This is a genomic window from Methylobacterium sp. J-076, from assembly GCF_022829405.1.
Lineage (GTDB): Bacteria > Pseudomonadota > Alphaproteobacteria > Rhizobiales > Beijerinckiaceae > Methylobacterium.
In genome coordinates this window covers 25,890-48,853 of record NZ_JAKSXW010000142.1, presented here as the reverse complement: position 1 = coordinate 48,853, position 22,964 = coordinate 25,890, and the positions used below count along the sequence as shown (strand labels likewise).

Annotated in this window: 20 protein-coding genes and 1 pseudogene; 16 read left to right on the top strand and 5 right to left on the bottom strand. The window is 72.5% G+C overall.

Annotation, left to right across the window (positions count from 1 at the left end):
* The first annotated feature begins 315 nt into the window (after positions 1–315).
* Genes MKK53_RS19470 through MKK53_RS19460 form a run of 3 tightly spaced genes read left to right on the top strand, consistent with a single transcriptional unit; the run spans position 316 to position 2,929 of the window.
* Positions 316–1,554: a glycosyltransferase family 4 protein gene (locus MKK53_RS19470; RefSeq protein WP_313901569.1), complete on the top strand. Its 1,239-nt coding sequence runs from the start codon at positions 316–318 to the stop codon at positions 1,552–1,554.
* 3 nt (positions 1,555–1,557) lie between these two features.
* Positions 1,558–2,316, top strand: a complete 759-nt coding sequence (locus MKK53_RS19465) for a PIG-L deacetylase family protein (RefSeq protein WP_243930410.1) — start codon at positions 1,558–1,560, stop codon at positions 2,314–2,316.
* Positions 2,306–2,929 (top strand): uracil-DNA glycosylase, encoded by a 624-nt coding sequence (locus MKK53_RS19460; RefSeq protein WP_243930409.1) that lies wholly within the window; start codon positions 2,306–2,308, stop codon positions 2,927–2,929. Before MKK53_RS19465 ends, MKK53_RS19460 begins: the two co-directional genes overlap by 11 nt.
* A gap of 13 nt (positions 2,930–2,942) precedes the next feature.
* Here MKK53_RS19460 and MKK53_RS19455 read toward each other — a convergent pair.
* Both MKK53_RS19455 and MKK53_RS19450 read right to left on the bottom strand, forming a co-directional pair.
* A pseudogene (locus tag MKK53_RS19455) lies at positions 2,943–3,113 on the bottom strand (addiction module antidote protein); the annotation flags it as partial.
* Positions 3,114–3,184: 71 nt separating this feature from the next.
* Positions 3,185–3,328: a hypothetical protein gene (locus tag MKK53_RS19450; protein ID WP_243930408.1), complete on the bottom strand. Its 144-nt coding sequence runs from the start codon at positions 3,326–3,328 to the stop codon at positions 3,185–3,187.
* 232 nt (positions 3,329–3,560) lie between these two features.
* Here MKK53_RS19450 and MKK53_RS19445 point away from each other — a divergent pair, with 232 nt between their 5' ends.
* The 7 genes from MKK53_RS19445 (at position 3,561) to MKK53_RS19415 (ending at position 10,908) form a co-directional block, all read left to right on the top strand.
* Positions 3,561–4,664, top strand: a complete 1,104-nt coding sequence (locus MKK53_RS19445) for a lysylphosphatidylglycerol synthase domain-containing protein (RefSeq protein WP_243930407.1) — start codon at positions 3,561–3,563, stop codon at positions 4,662–4,664.
* 15 nt (positions 4,665–4,679) lie between these two features.
* Positions 4,680–5,927, top strand: coding sequence for an ATP-binding protein (locus MKK53_RS19440; RefSeq protein WP_409564373.1), 1,248 nt, complete (start codon positions 4,680–4,682; stop codon positions 5,925–5,927).
* A 130-nt stretch (positions 5,928–6,057) separates the two neighbouring features.
* Positions 6,058–8,571: a heavy metal translocating P-type ATPase gene (locus tag MKK53_RS19435; RefSeq protein WP_243930406.1), complete on the top strand. Its 2,514-nt coding sequence runs from the start codon at positions 6,058–6,060 to the stop codon at positions 8,569–8,571.
* Positions 8,568–9,011, top strand: coding sequence for a Cu(I)-responsive transcriptional regulator (gene cueR, locus MKK53_RS19430; RefSeq protein ID WP_243930405.1), 444 nt, complete (start codon positions 8,568–8,570; stop codon positions 9,009–9,011). Before MKK53_RS19435 ends, cueR begins: the two co-directional genes overlap by 4 nt.
* A gap of 92 nt (positions 9,012–9,103) precedes the next feature.
* Positions 9,104–10,276 (top strand): M20 aminoacylase family protein, encoded by a 1,173-nt coding sequence (locus MKK53_RS19425; protein ID WP_243930404.1) that lies wholly within the window; start codon positions 9,104–9,106, stop codon positions 10,274–10,276.
* A gap of 49 nt (positions 10,277–10,325) precedes the next feature.
* On the top strand, positions 10,326–10,601 hold the full coding sequence (locus tag MKK53_RS19420) for a BrnT family toxin (RefSeq protein ID WP_243930403.1): 276 nt from the start codon (positions 10,326–10,328) through the stop codon (positions 10,599–10,601).
* Positions 10,588–10,908, top strand: a complete 321-nt coding sequence (locus tag MKK53_RS19415; protein ID WP_243930402.1) for a BrnA antitoxin family protein — start codon at positions 10,588–10,590, stop codon at positions 10,906–10,908. The genes MKK53_RS19420 and MKK53_RS19415 overlap by 14 nt, the downstream gene beginning before the upstream one ends.
* Before the next feature lie 124 nt (positions 10,909–11,032).
* Here MKK53_RS19415 and MKK53_RS19410 read toward each other — a convergent pair whose 3' ends face one another.
* Positions 11,033–12,427, bottom strand: a complete 1,395-nt coding sequence (locus tag MKK53_RS19410) for a leucyl aminopeptidase family protein (RefSeq protein WP_243930401.1) — start codon at positions 12,425–12,427, stop codon at positions 11,033–11,035.
* Between the two features lie 147 nt (positions 12,428–12,574).
* Between MKK53_RS19410 and MKK53_RS19405 the strand changes: the two genes are divergently transcribed.
* The 4 genes from MKK53_RS19405 (at position 12,575) to MKK53_RS19390 (ending at position 18,306) form a co-directional block, all read left to right on the top strand.
* Complete coding sequence (locus MKK53_RS19405; protein WP_243930400.1) at positions 12,575–13,366, top strand: tetratricopeptide repeat protein; 792 nt, start codon at positions 12,575–12,577, stop codon at positions 13,364–13,366.
* Positions 13,367–13,846: 480 nt separating this feature from the next.
* Positions 13,847–16,546, top strand: coding sequence for an aconitate hydratase AcnA (gene acnA, locus MKK53_RS19400; protein WP_243930399.1), 2,700 nt, complete (start codon positions 13,847–13,849; stop codon positions 16,544–16,546).
* A gap of 321 nt (positions 16,547–16,867) precedes the next feature.
* Positions 16,868–17,572, top strand: coding sequence for a metal ABC transporter permease (locus MKK53_RS19395; protein ID WP_243930398.1), 705 nt, complete (start codon positions 16,868–16,870; stop codon positions 17,570–17,572).
* Positions 17,573–17,622: 50 nt separating this feature from the next.
* Positions 17,623–18,306, top strand: coding sequence for a metal ABC transporter permease (locus tag MKK53_RS19390; protein ID WP_243930397.1), 684 nt, complete (start codon positions 17,623–17,625; stop codon positions 18,304–18,306).
* 266 nt (positions 18,307–18,572) lie between these two features.
* On the opposite strand, the gene MKK53_RS19385 is transcribed toward MKK53_RS19390, so the two are convergent.
* Together MKK53_RS19385 and MKK53_RS19380 are read right to left on the bottom strand one after the other, a co-directional pair.
* Positions 18,573–19,232, bottom strand: coding sequence for a 3-oxoacid CoA-transferase subunit B (locus MKK53_RS19385; RefSeq protein ID WP_243930396.1), 660 nt, complete (start codon positions 19,230–19,232; stop codon positions 18,573–18,575).
* Positions 19,233–19,252: 20 nt separating this feature from the next.
* Positions 19,253–19,993 carry a CoA transferase subunit A gene (locus MKK53_RS19380; protein ID WP_243930413.1) on the bottom strand — a complete coding sequence of 247 codons (741 nt, stop codon included), beginning with the start codon at positions 19,991–19,993 and terminating at the stop codon, positions 19,253–19,255.
* Between the two features lie 284 nt (positions 19,994–20,277).
* On the opposite strand from MKK53_RS19380, the gene MKK53_RS19375 reads away from it, so the two are divergent.
* Entirely contained in the window at positions 20,278–22,101 is a 1,824-nt protein-coding gene (locus tag MKK53_RS19375) for an AsmA-like C-terminal region-containing protein (RefSeq protein ID WP_243930395.1), read from the top strand.
* Between the two features lie 80 nt (positions 22,102–22,181).
* Positions 22,182–22,961: a DUF1499 domain-containing protein gene (locus MKK53_RS19370; protein ID WP_243930394.1), complete on the top strand. Its 780-nt coding sequence runs from the start codon at positions 22,182–22,184 to the stop codon at positions 22,959–22,961.
* Positions 22,962–22,964: the final 3 nt, after the last annotated feature.

Here is a 22,964-nt window from a genome sequence, read left to right as displayed (position 1 = left end):
CCGACCTGATGATCCCCCAGGCGCTGGACTACCTCCGCACCTGCCGCCGCCCCGGCCCCGACCTCGCCGCCGGGCAGGAGACCCGGCGGCAGTGAGCAGCGTGAGCGACGACGCCTTCCCTCCCCCCTCTGCGGGGGAGGGTGGCCCCGCCGTGAGCCGGGGTCGGGAGAGGGCAACCCGGCTTCCGAATGGGGCGCGTCAGGCGTGCGGGGCGGTGCTTGGTCCTGCACCGGCGCTCCCCTCTCCCGACCCCCTTCGGGGGCCACCCTCCCCCGCGAAGGGGGGAGGGATACGCTGGTGGAACGGGCAAGCCCTATGAGAATCCTCTTCCTCAGCCGCCGCTACTTCCCCGCGATATCGGGGATGAGCGTCTACGCCCAGAACCTCCTGCGCGAACTCGTGTCCGCCGGGCACGACGTCACCATGGTCTCGCAGTACCGGGGCGATGCGTTCGGCACCCGCGTCTATGGCGGCGGGCCGCCCCCGGCCGTGCCGGGCGTGAAGGTGATCGGGCTGGAACAGGTCGGCGAGCAGACGAGCGGCGACTTCGAGCGCGACATCGAGGTGATGGTCGAGACCATCTGCGCCGAGCACGCCAAGGCGCCCTTCGACGTGCTGCACGCCCAGTACGGCTACCCCACCGGCTGGGCGGTGCTGCTCGCCTCGAAGCGCCTCGGGGTGCCCAACGTCGTCTCGATCCAGGGCGGGGACGGCCACTGGGTCGGCTCCTGCTGCGAGACGCACCGCCTCGGCATGCGGGCCGTCCTCGACCACGCCAACGCCCTGCTGATCGGCGGCGCCTCGTTCGTGGAAGAGGTGTGCGACCGGCTGGGTTCGGACCCCGCCCGGTTCACCATCGTGCCCGGCGCCGTCGACACCGCCCGCTTCGCCCAGGGCACGCCGGACGGGTTGCCCGGGGCCCATGCCGGCCCGGTGCGGATGTTCTACCACGGCCGGGTCGACCGCCGGAAAGGCGTGCTCGACTTCATCGAGGCCCTGACGATCCTGCGGGGGCAGGGCACCCCCTTCGCCGCCACGATCTCCGGCATCGGCCCCGACGTGGACCCCGCCAAGGCCCTGGTCGAGCGCCACGGCTTCGGCCCGGAGGCCATCCGCTTCACCGGCTACGCCGAGTACGGCACCGTGCCGGCCCTCTACCGCGAGGCCGACGTGTTCGCCTCGCCGACCTATGCGGAAGGGTTCTCCAACACCATCCTCGAAGCCATGGCGGCGGGGCTCGCGGTGGTCTCCTGCCACGCCGTCGGCGTGTCGGACTGCCTGCGCGACGGGGAGAACGGCCTCCTCACCCAGCCGGGCGACGTGCCGGCCCTGGCCCGTTCCCTCACCCGGATCGTGGAGGACGCGCCCCTGCGCCGCCGCCTCGCCGCGGCGGGGCTGGAGGAGTGCCGGCGGGTCTATTCGTGGCAGGCGGTCGGCGCGCAGATCATGGGCGTCTACGGACAGGTGCTGCGGGAGCGCCCCGCCACCGACTTCCCCGACGACCTGCCCTTCGATCCGTCCTGCCGGTTCCGCGCCGAACCGCACCTGCTCTGAGCCATGCCCACCGCCCTCGCCCTCTCGCCGCATCTCGACGACGCCGCCTTCTCGGCGGGCGGGCTCCTCGCGACCCTGGCCGCCTCCGGCTGGCGCGTCGTGATGGCGACGGTCTTCACGCAGAGCGTTCCCGATCCGCAGGGCTTCGCCCTGGCCTGCCAGCTCGACAAGGGCTTGGCGCCCGAGGTGGATTACATGGCCCTGCGCCGGGCCGAGGACGACGGAGCCGCGGACGCGCTGGGGATCGCCGCACCCCTGCACCTGCCGTTCCGCGAGGCGCCCCACCGGGGCTACGCCTCGGCGCCGGAACTCTTCGCGGACCTGCGTACCGAGGATGGCATCGACCGGGATCTCGCCCCCGCCCTGGGGGATCTCATCGCCTCGGAGGCACCCGACCTGATCCTCGCGCCGCAGGCGGTGGGCGGGCATGTCGACCACGTCCAGGTCGTCCGGGCGCTGCGCACCCTCGCATCCGCGGTGCCGGTGCTCTGGTGGCGCGACTTCCCCTACACCGTCCGGGAGGCGACGCCGAAGGAGCCCCTGGCCGCGCTCTTCGCCGACCTCCCCGGGCGGGCTTTCGCCTTCGGCCCCGGGGGGCAGGATCGCAAGCTCGCCGCCTGCGCCGCCTATGCCAGCCAGATCGGCTTCCAGTTCGGCGGCGTGGCTGGGCTCGCCTCGCGCCTCGCACGGGAGGCCGGCGTCGAGCGGTTCCGCCTGTCCGGACGGCTGCCGGAGCCGTTCCCCGCCCGCGATGCCCCCTGAGCCGGACGCCCCGAAGAGCCTCGCCGACCCGGCCGCCCTCGCCGCCCGGCGGGCCCTGGCCGACGCACCGCACGTCGCCCCGCTCCGGGCCCTCGCCCGCCGGATCGCGCAGGAGCGCGGGGCGCCGGTCCCCGACCCCGATCCCCTCGACGGGGGCGTGACGGCCCGGCTCCTGCTCCTGCTCGAAACCCCCGGCCCGATGGTCCTGCGCACCGGCTTCGTCACCCGCGACAGCGCGAACGGCACCGCCCCCAACCTGTTCCGCTTCCTGCGGGAGGCCGGACTCGCCCGGGCCGACACGCTGATCTGGAACGCCGTGCCCTGGGTGATCCACGCGCCGGGCGCCCTCAACCGCGCCCCCCGCCGGGCCGAGGCGAAGGCGGCCGAGCCCTACCTCGCGCCGCTGCTGGCCCTGCTGCCGGATCTCGCCGTGGCGGTCCTGGCCGGCCGGTTCGCGGCGGGCTGCGCCCCGGCCCTGGCGACGCTCCGCCCACGCCTGCCGCTGGTCGCGATCCCGCACCCGAGCCCCACCTCCGTCTGCACCTCGCCGGAGGTCCCGGCCCGCATCCGGCAGGGCCTGTCGGACGCCGCCGCGGTGTTGCGGCGGGGGTGAGATCGCGGCCGGATCAGGCGTCCAGGGGCTTGATGCTGCGCCGCAGACCCAACGCCTTCGGCACGCCGATCAGGGTATCGAGCTGCGGATTGCCCTTCTCCGAAAGCGCCCGGTAAAGGCTCTCCCGGGACCGGCCGGTCTCCTGGGCGATTTGCGCCATCCCGCGCGCCCTCGCCCCATCGCCGAAAAGCAGGACGATCACCTCGTCGCCCCTCCGGGCTTAATACACTCCGTGACCGGGTCCGTGACCGATCGTCAGTTCGCCACCCCCGCCCTGGAGCATCTGGTGCTGCCCAGGGAGAGCCGCCGCAGCCGCGCATCGACCCGGGCCTTCGCCCAAACGTCGCGCAAGCCCGCGAGCCAGTGGGCGAACACCCGCATCCGCCTGATCGTCAGCATGAAGCTTGGTGGCTTTGAGGCGACAAGTCCGCAGCTGCCCTACCGCGGGCGCACCCGAACGCCCGCCGCATCCGCGCCTTTCGGGCCGGGATCACCCGAGGAAATCGTCGCCTCGCTGGTCATGGCAGCGTGTTCGGCTTACATGGCGGGCAACGGGCCGCGGTCCGGGATCATCCGGCATGGGCCTGAACCCGTCCGGCCCGCGCACGCGAGGGGACGGACGCCGATCGGTATGAATTTCCAGGGGCAGCATCGCGATGATGTCGCCTCGGCCGAACCGGTCGAGGCGCGTGGGGGGCAAGGCGAGGCGCCCAAGCGCTCGCGCACCAGCCGCTTTGCATGGATCGGCACCGCCGCAAGCATCATCCTGTCCCTCGTGTCCCTCGGCGTGCTGTGGAAGCTCGTCCAGAGCGTGTCCTGGGACGAGGTGAAGGGCGCCCTGGCGGCGGCCTCCGCCCGGCAGCTCGGCCTCGCCTTCCTGTTCGTCGGCATCAGCTACATCTTCCTCACCGGCTACGATGCCCTGGCGCTCCGCCAGTTGCGCATCAAGGTGCCCTATCGGATCACCGCGCTCGCCTCGTTCACGAGCTACGCCGTGAGCTTCACCCTGGGCTTTCCCCTGCTGACGGCGGGGACGATCCGCTACTGGATCTATGCCCGGCAGGGCCTTTCCGCCTCCAAGATCGCCGCGCTCACGGTGATCGCCGGCTTCACCTTCTGGCTCGGCATGGGGGTGGTGCTCGGCCTCTCCCTCATCATCGAGGCGGGGCAGCTCGCCGGGCTCGCCTTCACCTCCATCGAATTGAACCAGGGCATCGGCTTCGCCGCCCTGCTGGCCGTGCTCGGCTACCTCGCCTGGGTCTCGGCCAAGCGCCGCAGCGTCACGGTCAAGCAGTGGCGGCTGGAATTGCCCGGCGCCTCGGTCTCCATCGGCCAGATGATGGTCGGCATCGGCGATGTCTGCGCAGCGGCGGCGGTGCTCTACGTGCTGCTGCCCAACGAGATCAGCATCGGCTTCACCACCTTCCTAGCGATCTACGTGCTGGCGGCGATGCTCGGCATCGCCTCCAACGCGCCGGGCGGGATCGGCGTGTTCGAGGCCACGATCCTGCTCGCCCTGTCGAGCCTGCCGCGCAACGAGGTGCTGACCTCGCTGCTGCTGTTCCGGGGCTGCTACTACGTCGTGCCGTTCGTGACCGCCCTGGCGATGCTCGGCCTCTACGAGATCGTGAAGCGGGCCGGCGGCGCCGCGGACCGGGGCGCGACCGACGCCGTCCCCCCCGAAGGCACCGCAGGGCCCTCGGGCAAGGCCTGGCCCGACACACGCGACCACTGACCACGGGAAGGCCCGGTGATCGACGATCCTCGCAGGCCGGCGGCCTGGACCGGTGCGGTGATCGCAGGGGGGCTGCTCCTCCTCTGGATCCTGTGGGACCAGGGCCTCAGCAGCGCCATCCCCGTCGCCCTCGCCGCCGTCGCCCTGGGGGGCCTGATCGGCGGGCGGCGCCGGGCGCAGCCGCCGACGCGCACCGTGGCCGGCACCCCGCGCCACGCCGTCGCGGAGGCGCTCCTCGCCAACATCCCGGACCCGGTGATCCTCGTGGACCGGCGGACCCGGGTGCTGGAGGCCAACCCGGCCGCCCGGGCGCTCCTGCCCGCCCTGCACCTGTCCCACCCCCTCGCCTTCGGCCTGCGCAACCCGGAGGTCACCGATGCGGTGGAGGCCGTGCTGAGCGGCGGCCCCGCGCAGCGGGTCTCCTACGAAACCCGCGTCCCCATGGAGCGGGCCTTCGAGGTCCAGATCGGCCCCCTGCAGGTGCCCGACGGGTTGGGGGCCGGGGCGGTGCTGTTCCTGCGCGACCTCACCTCGGCCCGGCGCCTCGAGGCGATGCGGGTGGATTTCGTGGCCAATGCGAGCCACGAGCTGCGCACGCCGCTCTCCTCGCTGCTCGGCTTCATCGAGACGCTGCAGGGCCCCGCCCGCGAGGACGTCGCCGCCCGGGAGCGGTTCCTGGAGATCATGCGCGTGCAGGCGCAGCGCATGCGGCGCCTGATCGACGACCTCCTGTCCCTGTCGCGGATCGAGCTGCGCGAGCACGTCGCGCCGACCACGGTCGTGGATCTGGGGGGCCTCGCCCGGCAGATGGTGGACGCCCAGGCCCACCTCGCCGCCGCCCGGGAGGCGGGGATCACCCTCGCCGTCGGCGCCGGCTCGTACCGCGTGCAGGGCGATGCCGACGAGCTGACCCGCGTGATCGAGAACCTGATCGAGAACGCCGTGAAGTATGGCGGCGGCGAGATCCGCGTCGGCCTCGCCCGCGAGGAGGACCCCCGCCTCGGCGCCCGCATCGTCCTGACCGTCGCGGATGACGGCCCCGGGATCGCGCCGGAGCACATCCCCCGCCTGACCGAGCGGTTCTACCGCGTCGATGTCGCCTCCAGCCGCGCCCGCGGCGGCACCGGTCTCGGCCTCGCCATCGTGAAGCACAGCCTCCGGCGGCACCGCGGCCGCCTGACGATCGAGAGCGAGGTCGGCCAGGGCACCACCGCCCGCGTCACCCTGCCCGAATACCGCGGCGGAGCCGATCAGGGGGCGTAGGGCCTCGAACCCCATGCCGTCCTCGGCACGGCCGATCCGGTCCCCCGAGGCGGCCTCCGCCGGCCGGTCGCGGACGAGCGCCGCCCCGGCCCTTGACCTTCCCACGGTGGGAAGGTCCATCTGAGGGGGCATGGATACCAATCTCTCACCCTCCGTGCCCGGATCGATGCGCCTGAGCCTGCCCGTCGAGGGCATGTCCTGCGCGGGCTGCGTGTCGCGCGTCGAGCGGGTCCTGGCCGGGCTGCCCGGCGCCCGGGACGTGTCGGTCAACCTCGCCACCGGCCGGGCGAGCCTCGCCCTCGACGGCGCCGCCGGGCCCGCCGACGTGGCCGCCGCTTTGGCCGGGGCGGGCTACCCCGTCGCGCAGGCCGAGACCGTCCTGCCCATCGACGGGATGCACTGCGCCTCCTGCGTCGGCCGGGTGGAGGCGGCCTTGGCCGCGATCCCCGGCGTCGCTCAGGCGAGCGTGAACCTCGCCACCGGGCAGGCCCGGGTGCGGCACGGGGAGGGGGTCGTCGCCCCCGCCGCCCTGGCGGCGGCGGTGAAGGCCGCGGGTTTCACGGCGGCGCTCCCCTCGGATGCCCCGCCGGCCGATCCCGGCGCCCGGCGGGAGGCCGAGGCGCGGGAGCTGCGGCGGGACTTTTCGGTGGCCGCCCTGCTGGCGGCGCCGGTCGTGGCGCTCGACATGGGCGGCCACCTCCTGGGCCACCGGATGCCCGACATTGCCCAGGGCCATGGGGCGGCCCTGCTGCAGGCGGTGCTGGCGACCCTCATCCTGGCATGGCCGGGGCGGCGCTTCTTCCTGAAGGGCATCCCCGGCCTCGTCGGCGGCCACCCGGACATGAACGCCCTCGTGGCGCTGGGGGCCGGGGCGGCCTACCTCTACTCCCTGGTCTCGGTGCTCGCGCCGCAGATCCTGCCGGAGGGGGCGGCCCACCTCTACTTCGAGGCGAGCGCCCTCATCGTCACCCTGATCCTCCTCGGTCGCAGCCTCGAGGCCCGCGCCCGCGGCCGGACGGGAGAGGCCATCGGCCGCCTGATGGACCTGTCGCCCAGGACGGCCCGGGTCGTCCGCGACGGCGCCGAGCGTGAGGTGCCCCTGGCCTCCCTCCGGGTCGGCGACGTGGTTCGGGTGCGTCCGGGCGAGCGGATCGCCGCCGACGGCACGGTGGTCGCGGGGGAGAGCCGGGTCGATGAGAGCATGGTGACGGGCGAGCCCGCCCCGGTGCGCAAGGCGCCCGGCGCGGCCGTGGTCGGCGGCACGCTCAACGGCGGCGGCAGCCTCGACCTGCGGGTCGGGGCGGTGGGGGCCGCCACGGTGCTGGCTCAGATCGCGGCGATGGTGGAACGGGCGCAGGGGGGCAAGCTGCCGATCCAGGCCCTGGTGGACCGGGTCACCGGCCGGTTCGTGCCGGCGGTGATCGGCATCGCCCTGGCGACGTTCCTCGGGTGGCTGGCGCTGGCCCCGGCCCCCGCCCTCGGGCCGGCCCTCGTCCACGCCGTGGCGGTGCTGATCATCGCCTGCCCCTGCGCCATGGGGCTCGCCACGCCGACCGCGATCATGGTCGGCACCGGGCGGGCGGCGGAGCGGGGCGTGCTGTTCCGTGACGGCGCCGCCCTCCAGGCCCTGCAGGGGGTGAGGCTCGTCGCCCTCGACAAGACCGGCACCCTCACCGAGGGCCGCCCGGCGCTGGCCGGCTTCGAGGCGGTGCCCGGTCTCTCGGAGGACGAGGCCCTGCGCCTCGCCGCCGGGCTGGAGGGCCGCTCCGAGCATCCCCTGGCCGGCGCGATCATCGCGGCGGCGCGGGGGCGGGGGCTCGACCTGCCGGAGGCGGAGACCTTCGCGGCGGTGGAAGGGTTCGGCGTGACCGGGCGGGTGGCGGGGAGGGCCGTCGCAGTGGGCGCGCCGCGCTACCTCGCCCGCCTCGGGATCGCCCGCGATCCCGCCCTGATGACCCGGGCGGAGGCATGGGCCGGCGCAGGCCTCAGCCCGGTCCACCTCGCCCTCGACGGGCGCCACGCGGCGGTGCTCTCCGTGGCAGATCCGGTGAAGGCCGGCGCGCGGGAGGCGGTGGCCGCCCTGCAGGCGCGGGGGATCGCGGTGGCGATGGTGACGGGCGACGACCCCGGCGCCGCCGGCCGGGTCGCGGCCGACCTCGGCATCGCCGAGGTGGCGGCCGGGGTGCTGCCCGGCGGCAAGGCCGAGGCGGTGAAGCGGTTCCAGGCGTCCCACGGGCCGGTCGCCTTCCTTGGGGACGGGGTGAACGACGCCCCGGCCCTGGCGGAGGCGGATGTCGGCTTCGCCATCGGCACCGGCACGGACATCGCCGTGGAGAGCGCCGACGTGGTGCTGATGTCGGGGGCACCCGACGCCCTGGTGGCGGCCCTCGACCTGTCGCGGGCCGTGATGGCCAACATCCGCCAGAACCTGTTCTGGGCCTTCGCCTACAACGCCGCGCTGATTCCCCTGGCGGCGGGGCTGCTCGCCCCGTTCGGCGGCCCTTCGCTGTCGCCGGTCCTGGCGGCGGGGGCGATGGCGCTGTCCAGCCTGTTCGTCCTCGGCAACGCCCTGCGGCTGCGCCGGGCGGGGGGCGGGGCAGCGCGGACCGCCTCCGGGCCGTCGCCCGCCGGGGGGGCGGCATGAGCGGGGAGACCGTCACGGTGGGCGAGGCGGCGCGGCTCACCGGCGTTTCCGCCAAAATGATCCGCTGGTACGAGGCGCGGGGCCTCCTGCCCCCCGCGGCGCGCTCGGCCGCCGGCTACCGCCATTACGGCGAGATCGAGATCCGGGCCCTGCACTTCGTGCGCCGGGCGCGGGACCTCGGCTTCGACGTCGAGGCCATCGCCGGCTTGCTCGCCCTGTGGAGCGACCGCGACCGGCCGAGCGCGGCGGTGAAGGCCATCGCGCAGGCGCGGATCGTGGAACTGCGCCGCCGCATCGCCGCCCTCGAAGGCATGGCGCGCAGCCTCGAACACCTCGCCGACGCCTGCTGCGGCGACGACCGGCCGGACTGCCCGATCCTCGACGATCTGTCGGCGGGGCTGGGGGAGCGCGCCCCGCGGGAAAAGCGCACCCCTCCGTAAGGGGAGGGGAGAAGGGCCCGTCGCGGCTTGACGGAGCAACTGGCCTTCGGCTTGCTCTTGGTCCGGACCCTCCTCAGCGAGTCCCAAGGCGGATGCCCGTCCCCGAACCGATCGCAGCCCTTTCCGGCCCCATGACCGCGTGGCGGCGGGCGCTGCACGCCCAGCCCGAACTCCTCTACGACGTGCACCGCACCGCGGACTTCGTCGCCGAGCGCCTGCGGGAGTTCGGCTGCGACGAGGTCGTCACCGGCATCGGCCGCACCGGGGTGGTGGGGGTGGTGCGCGGCCGGGGGCGGCGCTCGAACCGGGCCATCGGCCTGCGCGCCGACATGGACGCCCTGCCGATCCAGGAGGTCCGCGACCTGCCCTACCGCTCCACCGTTCCGGGCAAGATGCACGCCTGCGGCCATGACGGGCACATGGCCATGCTCCTCGGCGCCGCGAAGTACCTCGCCGCCACCCGCGATTTCGACGGCAACGCCGTGCTGATCTTCCAACCCGCCGAGGAGGGCGGGGGCGGGGGCGAGGCGATGGTCGAGGACGGGCTGATCGAGCGCTTCGGCATCGAGGCGGTCTACGGGATGCACAACATCCCCGGCCTGCCGGTGGGCGCCTTCGCCGTGCGGCCCGGCCCGATCATGGCCTCCACCGACCGGTTCACCATCACCATCGAGGGTCGCGGCGGCCACGCGGCCCTGCCCCACAACGCCATCGACAGCGTGCTGGTGGCGAGCCACGTCATCGTCGCCCTCCAGACGATCGTCTCGCGCAACCTCGACCCGCTGCAATCGGCGGTGGTGTCGGTCTGCGCCCTGGATGCCGGCGAGGCGTTCAACGTCCTGCCGCAGAGCGTCACGATGCGGGGGACGATGCGCACCCTGTCCCAGGAGGTGCGCGACGCGATCAAGCGCCGGCTCGAAGCGGTGGTCCGGGACATTCCGGCCGGCTTCGGCGCGACGGGGACGGTGGGGTACGGATCGAGCTACCCCGTCACCGAGAACCACCCCGCCGAGACGGCGTTCATGGCGGACGTGGCCGAGGCACTGGTCGGGCCGGGGCGGATCGACCGGGCGGTGGCGCCGATGATGGCGGCGGAGGATTTCTCCTACATGCTCGGCCGCCGGCCCGGGGCCTACATGTTCCTCGGCAACGGCGACAGCGCCTCGCTGCACCACCCCCTCTACGACTTCAACGACGAGGCCGCCCCCTACGGGGCCGCCCTGTGGGCGCGGCTGATCGAGACCGGGTTGCCGGTGGGGGATTAGGGCCCGTGGAGCCACTTGCCCGGCGCCTGTTTCGGTATATACACATACCGTGAGGTTCACCTACGACGAGCCGAAGCGACAGGCGAATATCGCAAAGCATGGCCTCGACTTCGCGGAGTTCGAGGACGCCTTCAGTTTCGACCGTTTCCTGAGCCGCCCGACCAAGCCCAGCCGGACCGGGCGCGAGCGGTTCCTGTTGATCGGCGAGTGGTTCGAGAATGCCGTCGTCACGGTGATCGTCTCGCCCCTGGGGACGGAGGCGACCGATATCGTGAGCATCCGCCCCGCCAGCCGTCAGGAGAGGGCTGCCTATGACCGGATCTGATCGTGCCCCTGGCTACGAACCCAACCCCGCCTACTCGCGGGATGATTGGGACGAAGTCTGCGACAACCCGGAACTGAGCGAGGCGGAGATCGCCCAACTGCGGCCGGCCGGCGAAGGATTGCCTCCGTTCCTCGCTAAGGCCCTCCAGAGCCGGGGAGGTCGCCCGAAGGCTGCGTCGAAGCGCGTGCCGGTTTCCCTGCGCATCGATCCCGATGTGCTGGCGACCTTCAAGGAGACTGGGCCCGGCTGGCAGACCCGCATGAACGACGCCCTCGCCGAGGCGGCCAAAAAGCTCAAAGCAGCTTGAGCCGTTATCGGCGGCACGCCACCAACATCGCCAGCGAAGCGAACCGACCGCGGGAGGCGCCACATTCCGTGCCATCCCGCGGTCCCGGATCATTGCGTGTCGTTCGCGATGGCAAAGGAGGGCCTCACCCCCCGTACCGTGCCTTCAGCAACGCGTAGGCCAGCCGCGCCGTTTGGACCTCGCCGCCCTCCGGGCGGCCGGGCTTGCTGGAGGGGTTCCAGCCGTAGAGGTCGAAATGGCCGTGCCGCTTCGTCTTCGGCGCGAAGCGGCGCAGGAACAGGGCGGCGGTGATCGCCCCCGCGAAGGGGCCGTTCGAGACGTTGTTGAGGTCGGCCACCTTCGAATCGAGCATCGCCGCGTAGGGCTGATGGAGGGGCATGCGCCAGACCGGGTCCACCGCCCGCTGCCCCGCCGTCGCCACCTCCTGCGCCAGGGCGTCGTCCTCCGTGAAGAAGGCCGGCAGGTCCGGCCCCAGGGCGGTGCGGGCGGCGCCGGTGAGGGTCGAGAAGTCGAGGATCAGGTCCGGCGCCTCCGCGTCGGCCAGCGCCAGGGCGTCGGCCAGGATCAGGCGTCCCTCGGCGTCGGTGTTGCCGATCTCGACGGTGAGCCCGGCGCGGCTGCGCAGCACGTCGCCGGGGCGGAAGGCGTTGCCGGCCACCGCGTTCTCCACCGCCGGGACCAGGACGCGCAGGCGGATCGCGAGGCCCGCGCCCATCGCCATGTCGGCCACCGCCAGGGCGACGGCGGCCCCGCCCATGTCCTTCTTCATCAGCAGCATGGCCGAGGAGGGCTTGATGTCGAGCCCGCCGGTGTCGAAGGCCACGCCCTTGCCGACGAGGGTCACCCGCGGCGCGTCCTCCGGGCCCCAGCTCAGGTCGATGAGCCGGGGTGCCCGGGTCGCGGCGGCGCCCACCGCCTGGATCAGCGGGAAGTCGCGTTCGAGGTCCGCCCCCTGCACCACCGTGACCGCCGCCCCGTGGCGCCCGGCCAGGGCGCGGGCGGCCGCCTCGATCTCGGCCGGGCCGAGGTCGTTGGCCGGAGTGTTGACGAGGTCGCGCCCCATCGCCACCGCCGCCGCGATCCGCCGCACCTCCGGCCCGTCGATGCCCTCCGGTGCGACGAGGCATGCCTTGGCGCTCTCGCCCTTCCGGTACCGAGCGAAGTGATAGCTCCCGAGGAGCCAGGCCAGGGCCGCCAAGGCGGGGTCCGGCGCCCCGTCGAGGCGGTAGGCGCCCACCGGCAGCAGGCCCGGCAGGCGGCCCGCGGCGAGGGCGTCGGCGCCGGGGGCGTCCGGATCGCCGAGGCCGAACAGCACCCGGCCGAGGTTGCCGTCCGCCGCCGGGAGGAAGGCGAGGCTGCCCGCCTTGCCGGTGAAGCCCGTCGCCCAGGCGAAGGCCCGCTCGGCCGCGGTCAGGCCGCCCTCCCAGCCGTTCGCCCGCACGCAGGTCACGCCGATGGCGGGGGTGTCGGCGGGCAGGAGTTCGGCGATGGAGGTCGTCGTGGCTGCGGCCTTGGTCATGGACCCTCGCATGGTCGGTGGGGCGGCCGCCCGGCGCGCCCTTAACGGGAGATTAGGCTTAACGGTCTATCACCGGGGCGTCGGGACGGAGAAGCGCAACCCGCGCACCCGCCCCCTCGTCGCTGTGAGCCCCGCGCGGAGCGTGACATGACATCGGCCCCGTTTGCCCGCCGCCGGATCGCCGCCCTCAGCGCCCTCGGTGTCGCCCTGGCGCTGGGCGCCTGCAACACCCAATCCCCCGAGACGACCGGATCCATCGGCCCCCTCGGCGCGTCCGCCTCGGCGGCGGCCTCGGCCCGGCGGGACCTCGACGGCCTCGCGGAGGCGTACAAGGCCAATCCGGGCGATGCCCGCACCGCCTTCCGCTACGCCCGGGCCCTGCGCGCCACCGACCAGATCAGCCAAGCGAGCGCCGTGCTGCAGCAGGCGGCCCTGCGCAATCCGAAGGACACGGTGATCCTCGGGGCCTACGGCAAGTCCCTGGTGGAGGCCGGGCGCTACCGCGAGGCGCTGGAGGTGCTCTCCAACGCCCACACCCCCGCCGACCCCGATTGGCGCATCCTCTCGGCGGAGGGCTCGGCCTCCGCGCAGATGGGCGACCAAGCCCGCGCCCAGGGCTTCTACGAGGCCGCCCTCAAGATCCGCCCGAACGAGCCCTCGCTCCTGTCGAACCTCGGCCTGTCCTACGCCCTCTCGCGGGACCTCGACCGGGCGGAGGAGACCATGCGCCTCGCCGTGTCCCAGCCGGGCGCGGACGCCAAGATGCGGGCGAACCTCGCCCTCGTCCTCGGCCTCAAGGGCCGCTACCCGGAGGCCGAGGTGGTGCTGCGCCAGGACATGGGCCCGGAGGAGGCCGCCACCAACGTCGCGGCCCTTCGACGCCTCGCCGCCTCGCCGAATCGGTTCAAGGAAGGTCTGGCCAAGGCCCAGCGGAGCTGACCGCGCCTCTCCCTTCGAGGGCACCATCGCCCGAGTGATCCCAACCTCCGCCTCATCCTGAGGCGCCCGCATCGGCGGGCCTAGAAGGCGGGCTTGAGCGTGCCGTGCGATCCCCGGAGAGCTGCTTCGAGGCCGCCGCTTCGCGCCGGCACCTCAGGATGAGGGGATCGGGTGGGAGCAACGGTTCGCCACCGGACCGCGCGTCGGCCCCCCGAGGGGTGAGGGCACACGGCACCGCCGCGCACGACACCCTCCCGCGCCTGTCATCCTGCCCCCGTAGCGGGCACATTCGAAACGTTCTATACCGGCCCCGGCTGCGCCGCGCGGCATTCGGGCGTCCAAATCGCCCCCCGCGCACCGTTCGATCCGGGCACTCCCGGGGCGGCGCGCGCCCGTCGGGCGCTTTCCAGGCCGAACACCTCCGTGGCGCGGGTTATGCCTGCGCGTGTTCGACAATTCGCAGCGAGGATACGACCAGCCGTGGCATCTCTCGATAGCTTCAAGGCCCGCCAGACCCTGACCGCAGGCGGTAAGACCTACACCTATTACTCGATCCCCGAGGCCGAGAAGAACGGCCTCGCCTCCGCCACCGCGCTGCCCTTCTCCATGAAGGTCATCCTGGAGAACCTGCTGCGCTTCGAGGACGACCGCTCGGTCAAGAAGGCCGACGTGGCCGCCGCCGTCGGCTGGCTCGAACAGAAGGGCAAGGCCGAGGTCGAGATCGCCTTCCGCCCCTCCCGCGTGCTGATGCAGGACTTCACCGGCGTGCCCGCCGTGGTCGACCTCGCGGCGATGCGCGACGCGATGGTGGCGCTCGGCGGCGACCCGCAGAAGATCAACCCGCTGGTCCCCGTGGACCTCGTGATCGACCACTCGGTCATCGTCGATGAGTTCGGGACCCCGAAGGCGCTGGGCGAGAACGTCGCCCTCGAATACGCCCGCAACGGCGAGCGCTACACCTTCTTGAAGTGGGGCCAGTCGGCCTTCGACAACTTCTCCGTCGTGCCCCCGGGCACCGGCATCTGCCACCAGGTCAACCTCGAATACCTGTCGCAGACCGTGTGGACGAAGAAGGAGGGCGATGAGGAACTCGCCTATCCGGATTCGCTGGTGGGCACCGATTCGCACACCACGATGGTGAATGGCCTCGCCGTCCTCGGCTGGGGCGTCGGCGGCATCGAGGCCGAGGCGGCCATGCTCGGCCAGCCGCTCTCCATGCTGATCCCCGAGGTCGTCGGCTTCAAGCTGTCGGGCAAGCTGCCCGAGGGCACCACCGCCACCGACCTCGTGCTCACCGTCACGCAGATGCTGCGCAAGAAGGGCGTGGTCGGCAAGTTCGTGGAGTTCTACGGCCCCGGCCTCGACGACATGCCGGTGGCCGACCGCGCCACGATCTCCAACATGGCCCCGGAATACGGCGCCACCTGCGGCTTCTTCCCCGTCGATCAGAAGACCATCGACTTCCTCAAGGTCACCGGCCGCGACGACGACCGGATCGCCCTGGTGGAGGCCTACGCCAAGGCGCAGGGGATGTGGCGCGACGCCGCCACGCCGGACCCGATGTTCACCGACACGCTGGAGCTCGACATGGGCACGGTGCAGCCCTCCCTCGCCGGCCCGAAGCGCCCGCAGGACCGGGTGCTGCTCACCGGGGCCAAGACCGGCTTCGCCGGCTCGATGGAGACCGAGTTCAAGAAGGGCGGCGACATCTCCGGCCGCTTCCCCGTCGAGGGCACCAACTTCGACCTCGGCCACGGCGACGTGGTGATCGCGGCGATCACCTCCTGCACCAACACCTCGAACCCGAGCGTGATGATCGGCGCCGGGCTCCTCGCCCGCAACGCGGTGGCCAAGGGCCTGCGCTCCAAGCCGTGGGTGAAGACCTCCCTGGCGCCGGGATCGCAGGTGGTGGCCGAATATCTGGAGAAGGCGGGCCTTCAGGAGAGCCTGGACGCGCTCGGCTTCAACCTCGTCGGCTTCGGCTGCACCACCTGCATCGGCAATTCCGGCCCGCTGCCGGCGGCCGTGTCGAAGGCGATCAACGACAACGACGTGGTCGCCGCCGCCGTCCTCTCCGGCAACCGCAACTTCGAGGGCCGGGTGAACCCGGACGTGCGGGCGAACTACCTCGCCTCGCCGCCCCTCGTCGTCGCCTACGCCCTGGCCGGCTCGATGCAGATCGACCTGACCACGGAGCCGCTGGGGATCGGGTCCGACGGTCAGCCGGTCTACCTGAAGGACATCTGGCCCTCGGCCGCCGAGATCCAGGGCTTCATCGAGAAGACCATCACCTCCGCGCTGTTCAAGAGCCGTTACGCCGACGTGTTCGGCGGTGACGACAACTGGAAGGGCGTCGAGGTGACGGAGGCCGAGACCTTCGCCTGGAACGGCGGCTCGACCTACGTGCAGAACCCGCCCTACTTCGTCGGCATGGAGAAGACCCCGGCGCCGGTCACGGACATCGAGGATGCCCGCATCCTCGGCCTGTTCCTCGACTCGATCACGACGGACCACATCTCCCCCGCCGGCAACATCCGCGCCGCCTCGCCGGCCGGCGAGTACCTGCAGTCGCATCAGGTGCGGGTGCAGGACTTCAACCAGTACGGCACGCGCCGCGGCAACCACGAGGTGATGATGCGGGGCACCTTCGCCAACATCCGCATCAAGAACCAGATGGTCCGCGACCCCTCGGGCAGCGTGGTGGAGGGCGGCTACACCCTCTTCCAGCCGACCGGCGAGAAGATGTTCATCTACGACGCGGCGCAGAAGTACGCCGAGGCGGGCACGCCGCTGGTCGTCTTCGCGGGCAAGGAGTACGGCACCGGCTCCTCGCGCGACTGGGCGGCCAAGGGCACCAAGCTGCTCGGCATCCGCGCCGTGATCGCCGAGAGCTTCGAGCGTATCCACCGCTCGAACCTCGTGGGGATGGGCGTCGTGCCGCTGGTCTTCCAGGGCGAGACGAGCTGGGATTCGCTGGGCCTCAAGGGTGACGAGACCGTCACCATCAAGGGCCTGTCCGGCGAGTTGAAGCCGCGCCAGACCCTGACCGCGGAGATCAAGTCGTCCGACGGCTCGGTGAAGCAGGTCCCGCTGACCTGCCGCATTGATACGCTGGACGAGCTGGAATACTTCCGCAACGGCGGCATCCTGCCTTACGTGCTCCGCTCGCTCGCGGCCTAACCGACACGACGGCCTCCCCCTTGGCGGGGGAGGGAAGGGGGGCGGTGCCGGCCGGCACCGCCCCTTTTTTCGCTTTCGCGCCGTGATGCAGAAACAGCCGATCCCACGCCTCCGCCCGTCATTGCGAGAAAAGCGAACAATCCAGGGATCCGCTACGGTTCGCAAACGGCCCGCTACCCTGGATTGCTTCGCTGACGCTCGCAAAGACGGCCTGCCTGGGGTGACGGCGTGGGCGTCGATGTCGCGCAGATCAATCGTGCGCAAGCTTGTCGCCGTTCGGGCGCGCCCCATGTTCCGGGTTCCGCAGCCAGGACATGATTCATGACGTCATTCGTGAGGACAACGTTGGCCGGCTTCGCCGTCGCCGGGTTCTTTGGCCTGACGGCCATCGCCCAGGCCGCCCCGCCCGAGCGGTTGCGGGGCACGATCGAGTCGGTGGAGCCGAACGCCCTCACCCTGATGACCCGCGACGGAAAGACCGAGCGCTTGGCGCTGGCGGACGACGCCAAGGTGTCCTGGGTGATCCCCGCGAGCCTGGACCAGATCAAGGAAGGCACGTTCATTGGCACCGCCACGAAGGGCGAGAACCCGATGACGGCCCTCGAAGTCGTGCTGTTCCCCGAGGCCATGCGCGGCACGGGCGAGGGGCAATATCCGTGGGATGAGATCGCCGACACCACGGGGGCCGGGGGCGCCAAGGTGAAGAGCGCCATGACCAACGGCACCGTGAAGGCCGAGACCACGGGGAGCACCGCGCACCCGAAGGTCAAGAGCGCCATGACCAACGGCACGGTGAAGACCGAAGCCGGAAAGGACGGCACCAAGACGCTCACCGTCAATTACGGCAGCGGCCAGTCGAGCACGATCCTCGTGCCCTCGTCCGCCCCGGTCGTAACCTTCGAGCCCGCCGGGCGAACCGCTCTCAGCAAGGGCGCGAAGGTGTTCGTGGTCGCAACCCGCCACGACGGCGGCTTGACCGCGACCCGCGTGGCCGTCGGCAAGGACGGCCTGACCCCCCCGATGTGACCAGTCCGGTCCCCGAAATTCCTTTCCCCCCTCATCGGAGCCAAGTCCCCATGACGTCTGCTACCCTACGCCTCGCCGCCGCCGGCCTCATCGGCCTCGCGGGCGTCTCCGCCGCCTCCGCCCTGGAGCGCGTGCGCGGCACGATCGACAAGGCCGATGCCAGCTCCGTCACCCTGAAGACCGAGGCGGGCTCCACCGAGACCATCGCGCTCACGGGCGCCAAGGTCGTGTCGGTGGTGCCGTCGAGCCTCGACCAGATCAAGGACGGCACCTTCATCGGCACCGCCACCAAGGGCGAGAACCCGATGACGGCGCTGGAGGTGGTGCTGTTCCCCGAGTCGATGCGCGGCACCGCCGAGGGCCATTACGGCTGGGACGCGATCACCGACCACACCACCAGCGGTGGGAAGGTGAAGAGCGCCATGACCAACGGCACCGTGAAGGCCGAGACCGGCGGCGGCGGCCCGAAGGTGAAGAGCGCCATGACCAACGGCACGGTCAAGGCCGACAAGGCTGCCGCCGGCGGCGACCGGACCCTGACGGTGAGCTACGGCAAGGACGGCTCGAAGCAGATCGTCGTCCCGTCCTCGGCCCCGATCGTCGCCTTCGAGCCGGCGGACACCAGCGTCCTCAAGCCGGGCGCCAAGGTGTTCGCCGTGGTCGACAAGGACGGCGGCAAGGCTGACGGCAAGCTGGTCGCGGTCGGCAAGGACGGCCTGACCCCGCCGATGTAATCTTGCGGGCCGGCCTGTGCCGGGGGCCGTCGCGGGATCCGGGCGGCCCTGACATCCAGTCCATCATTGCGAGGCGGAGCCGAAGCAATCCAGGGCGCGACTCGTCCGGATAAGGCGGCGTCGTCTGGACTGCTTCGCTCTCGCTCGCAATGACGGGGTTTGGTGATCCGGGGGGGCGGTGCCGCATCCGGCACCGCCGCTCCCCTCTCCCGACCCCCTTTGGGGGCCACCCTCCCCCGCCGAGGGGGGCGGGCATCGCGGTGGGCCTACTTCAGCCCGACCGTGTACGCGCCTTCCGTCTTGGCCCGGACCTCTTCCTCGCTGACGCCGTCGGCGAGTTCGATCAGGGTCATGCCGCCGTCGCCCTTCTTGTCGATGGCGAAGACGCCGAGGTCGGTGATCACCAGATCGACGACGCGGGTGCCGGTGAGCGGCAGGTCGCATTCCTTGAGGAGCTTCGCGCTCTCGGTGCCGTCCTTGTTCTTGGCGACGTGCTCCATCACCACCACGACGCGCTTGACGCCGGCCACGAGGTCCATGGCGCCGCCCATGCCCTTCACCATCTTGCCGGGGATCATCCAGTTGGCGAGGTCGCCGTTCTGGGCCACCTGCATGGCGCCGAGGATCGACAGGTTGATGTGCCCGCCGCGGATCATCCCGAAGGAGTCCGCCGAGGAGAAGTAGCTCGTGGTGGGCAGGGCGGTGATCGTCTGCTTGCCGGCGTTGATGAGGTCCGGATCCTCCTCGCCCTCGTAGGGGAAGGGGCCCATGCCGAGCATCCCGTTCTCGGATTGCAGCTGCACCGACATGCCGTCCGGGATGTAGTTCGACACCAGCGTCGGGATGCCGATGCCGAGGTTCACGTAGAAGCCGTCTTCCAGCTCCTTGGCGGCGCGTGCCGCCATCTGCTCGCGGGTCCAGGCCATGGTGGTCTCCTCTCCCTCGATCAGTGCGTGCCGCCGCCGGCCGCGGCGGCGGGCGTGGCGTCGTTGCGCTTGCGGGTGGTGCGCTGCTCGATGCGCTTCTCGCCGGTGCTGAGGGCGACGATGCGCTTCACGAAGATGCCGGGCGTATGGATCGTGTCCGGATCGATCTCGCCGGGCTTCACCAGATGCTCCACCTGCGCCACCGTCACCTTGGCGGCGGAGGCCATCATCGGGTTGAAGTTGCGCGCGGTCATCCGGTAACGGAGGTTCCCCTCGGTGTCGCCGGTATGGGCGTGGACGATGGCGAGGTCGGCGAACAGGCCGCGCTCCATCACGTAGTTCTCGCCGTCGAACTCCCGGGTCTCCTTGCCCTCGGCGACCTTGGTGCCGAAGCCGGTCTTGGTGAAGAAGGCCGGGATGCCCGCGCCGCCGGCCCGGATGCGCTCGGCCAGCGTGCCCTGCGGGTTGAACTCGATCTCCAGCTCCCCGCCGAGGTACTGCCGGGCGAACTCCTTGTTCTCGCCGACATAGGACGAGATCATCTTGGCGACCTGCCGGGTCTCCAGGAGCTTGCCGAGGCCGACGCCGTCGATGCCGGCATTGTTGGAGACGATGGTGAGGCCCTTCACGCCCGACGCCTGGATGGCGTCGATCAGCTCGTCCGGGATGCCGCACAGGCCGAAGCCGCCGCACATGATCATCATGTCGTCGCGCAGGAGGCCGGCGAGCGCCTCCGTCGGACCCTTGTAGACCTTCCGCATCGAACCGTCCTTCCTCCCGTCGGCCCCGGCCGCGCCGGTGAGCATCGTCTGCACGTGCTGTTCCCGATTCCGCGCCCGCGGTCCAGTGCCGGGAGCGGCAGCCCGGCCGATCCGTCATGCCGATCCCTCCGGCGCTGGAGGGATCACACCTTCCGGTGCGGAACGCGCCGCCCGGGCAGACAAAGCGTTCGGAAACCGTTAATGCCGAAGGGTCAATCGACGAGCCCCGCCGGGCCGCGCCGGCTCGCAGGGCCGCCCCGCGGCGGCGGTTCCTCCGGAGCCCGATGTCGCCGCGCCGCCCGATCATCGCCCTCGCCCTCGGGGCCCTGGTGCTCGCCGGGCTCGGCCTGCGCGACTGGCCGGTGGAGGGCCGCAAGGCCGTCGCCTACGCGAACGGGCCGCTCGCCTCCTACGGGCTGACGCTCACCGCCGAGGGTTCCGCCACCGTCCGCCTCCTCCCCTTGCCCTCCCTGTCCCTCTCGCGGGTGCGCGTCGCGGATGCGAGCGGTCCGGTCCTCCTCGAAGGGGATCACCTCACCGCCGACCTCGATCCGCTGAGCCTCGTCTCGGGCCGTGCGCCCGTGGACGGCCTGACCCTCGACGGCGGGCGGATCTCGGACGAGGCCTCCGCCTGGGCGGGCCCCCTCGGCCGCCTCCGCGAAGGCGGGCGAGGGGGCCTGCATCCGCCGCGCATCGTCCTGCGCGGGGCGACGCTCGGTGACGGCGCCCAGGCCCGCGCCATCGACCTCGACATCGGCTGGCCGTTCTGGAGCGGCGCCGTCGCGCTCGACGCGAGCCTGACCTGGCGCGGGGTGCCGACGCGGGTCTCCCTGACCCGCCTGCGCCCCACCGACCTCATCGACGGACATCGCAGCCCCTTCGCCGCGCAGGCGACGTGGCCCGGCGGCAGCCTCGCCTTCGACGGCACCGCCCTGCTGCCGGCCGAAGCCGCCGGCTCCCCCTCCCTGTCGGGGCGCGCCCGGTTCGAGACGGCCTCCCTGCCGGAGACCCTGGGCTGGATCGGCTGCGAGGCGCCCCTGGGGCCGCTGGCCGGGGCGTTCAGCCTGGAGGGCGCCTTCGAGGCGCAGGGCAGGGCGGTCTCCTGGCCTGTCCTCCGGGTGGGGGCGGGCAGTGCCGTCCTGGAGGGGGCGGGGGCCTTCTCCCTCGGCATGGGCGAGGTGCCGCGGCTGTCCGCGCAGGCGACGCTCGCCGCCGACCGGCTCGACCTCGGCCCCCTGGCGGGCGCCCTGGTGACGCTGTTGGCGGACGGGAGCGCCCCGGTGGCCCTCGCCCCCCTCAGCCGGGGGGACCTCGACCTGCGCATCTCGGCCTCGCAGGGGCAGGTCGGGCCCCTCGCGGTGGGCGACCTCGCCGCGAGTGTGCTGGTGCGCGACGCCGCCGTGGAGATGGCCCTCAACCGCGCTCGCCTGAAGGACGGGATCCTGAAGGGGCGGCTGACCCTGGTAAGGGGCGCGGACCCGACCGAGACGGACATGAGGGCGCAGGGCGGCCTCGATCAGGTCGATCTCGGCGGGCTGATGAGCGACCTCGGCAGCAGCCGCTGGGTGTCCGGCCCACTCCAGGGCCAGTTCTCCGTGGAGAGCCACGGCCGGGACGTGGCGGCGCTGGTCGCCGGGCTGGGCGGCCGGGCGAGCCTCGCCATCGACGGCGGCGCCCTCTCCGGCCTCGACCTCACGGATGTGATCCACCGCAACGGCGGCCTCGCGCCGGGGGCCCTCGCCCGGCGCAACGGCCGTACCGGCTTCGAGCGCGCGGCCGTGGTCCTGCGCTTCACGGACGGGATCGGCGAGATCACCGAAGCGGACCTGCGCGGCGCGGGCGTGGCGGCGACCCTGCGGGGCCAGGTCTCCCTGCCGGCCCAGCGCCTCGACATGGTGGCCCTGCTGGCCCCGCGGCAGGCGGCGGAGGGGGGGCGCACCGTCCGCATCGCCATCACCGGCCCGTGGGATGCGCCGACGGCCCAGGCCCAGCGCGGGGATGCCGACGATCCGGCCGGGCAGACCTCGTCCCTGGCCCGGATGCGCGGGATCCTCCAGATCCCGGCCGCCATCGGCCTTCCGGTCGACATCCGCGCCTACGCGCCGTAGCGGGCTGGCGGCGGGCATCCGCCTCGCTTAAGCCTTCCCTCCGCCACCGATGCCCGCCGCAGCCCGCCCAAGGGAGACCCATGAGCCGCCTGCTCGCCGAGGAACCCGTGACCCGCGCCGGCCCGCTCGCCCGGCAGCTCGCGGTCTTCTCGCTCCTCGCCACCCTCATCGCGTTGCTGGTGGTGCGCGATCCGCGCGCCGACGTCTCCGCGGCCCTGGTCGCCCTGGGGGCGGGGCTCGGCGTGGCCGTGCTGGCGATCCTTGCGGCGGTGTTCGCCTTCGTGCGGGTCTGGCAGGAGGGCGCGCGCGGGCTCGGCGCCGCCCTGGGCGGGTTGGTGGTGGCGGTGCTGGTGCTCGCCTACCCGGCCTATGCGGGGCTGCGGGGGGCGCGGCTGCCGCCCCTGTCCGACATCTCCACCGATCCGGACTCGCCGCCGGCCTTCTCCCGGTCCCGCGTGGCCTTCGCCGCCCGGGACGGGCGCATCCCGCCGGATCCGGGCCGGGCCGCCCGGGAGACCCAGCGCCGGGCCTACCCGCAGATCGCACCCCTGACCCTCGACATCGACGCCGACCAGGCCTTCGAACTGGCCCGGCAGGCGGCGGTGAAGCGCCACTGGCAGATCGTGGAGGCGATCCGGCCCGGCGGGCGGATGGGCCAGGGCCGGATCGACGCCGTCGCCCGCGGCCTCGTGCTCAACCTTCCAGACGACGTCACCATCCGGGTGCGCCCCCGGGCCGACGGGGCGCGCATCGACGTGCGCTCCGCCTCCCGCCTCGGCGACCGCGACTTCGGCGGAAACGCAGACCGAATCCGCGCCTTCCTCGACGAGGTGTCGAACCTCGCCCTCGCCGCGAAGTAGCGG

Excerpts from the sequence above, each read along its gene's own strand:
- MKK53_RS19470 (WP_313901569.1), top strand. The coding sequence starts at position 316 with ATGAGAATCCTCTTCCTCAGCCGCCGCTACTTCCCCGCGATATCGGGG.
- cueR (WP_243930405.1), top strand. The coding sequence starts at position 8,568 with ATGAGCGGGGAGACCGTCACGGTGGGCGAGGCGGCGCGGCTCACCGGC.
- MKK53_RS19460 (WP_243930409.1), top strand. The coding sequence starts at position 2,306 with ATGCCCCCTGAGCCGGACGCCCCGAAGAGCCTCGCCGACCCGGCCGCC.
- MKK53_RS19435 (WP_243930406.1), top strand. The coding sequence starts at position 6,058 with ATGGATACCAATCTCTCACCCTCCGTGCCCGGATCGATGCGCCTGAGC.
- MKK53_RS19385 (WP_243930396.1), bottom strand. The coding sequence starts at position 19,232 with ATGGCCTGGACCCGCGAGCAGATGGCGGCACGCGCCGCCAAGGAGCTG.
- MKK53_RS19450 (WP_243930408.1), bottom strand. The coding sequence starts at position 3,328 with ATGCTGACGATCAGGCGGATGCGGGTGTTCGCCCACTGGCTCGCGGGC.
- MKK53_RS19425 (WP_243930404.1), top strand. The coding sequence starts at position 9,104 with ATGCCCGTCCCCGAACCGATCGCAGCCCTTTCCGGCCCCATGACCGCG.
- MKK53_RS19415 (WP_243930402.1), top strand. The coding sequence starts at position 10,588 with ATGACCGGATCTGATCGTGCCCCTGGCTACGAACCCAACCCCGCCTAC.
- MKK53_RS19380 (WP_243930413.1), bottom strand. The coding sequence starts at position 19,993 with ATGCGGAAGGTCTACAAGGGTCCGACGGAGGCGCTCGCCGGCCTCCTG.
- MKK53_RS19390 (WP_243930397.1), top strand. The coding sequence starts at position 17,623 with ATGACGTCTGCTACCCTACGCCTCGCCGCCGCCGGCCTCATCGGCCTC.
- MKK53_RS19465 (WP_243930410.1), top strand. The coding sequence starts at position 1,558 with ATGCCCACCGCCCTCGCCCTCTCGCCGCATCTCGACGACGCCGCCTTC.
- MKK53_RS19375 (WP_243930395.1), top strand. The coding sequence starts at position 20,278 with ATGTCGCCGCGCCGCCCGATCATCGCCCTCGCCCTCGGGGCCCTGGTG.
- MKK53_RS19405 (WP_243930400.1), top strand. The coding sequence starts at position 12,575 with ATGACATCGGCCCCGTTTGCCCGCCGCCGGATCGCCGCCCTCAGCGCC.
- MKK53_RS19370 (WP_243930394.1), top strand. The coding sequence starts at position 22,182 with ATGAGCCGCCTGCTCGCCGAGGAACCCGTGACCCGCGCCGGCCCGCTC.
- MKK53_RS19445 (WP_243930407.1), top strand. The coding sequence starts at position 3,561 with ATGAATTTCCAGGGGCAGCATCGCGATGATGTCGCCTCGGCCGAACCG.
- MKK53_RS19395 (WP_243930398.1), top strand. The coding sequence starts at position 16,868 with ATGACGTCATTCGTGAGGACAACGTTGGCCGGCTTCGCCGTCGCCGGG.
- MKK53_RS19410 (WP_243930401.1), bottom strand. The coding sequence starts at position 12,427 with ATGACCAAGGCCGCAGCCACGACGACCTCCATCGCCGAACTCCTGCCC.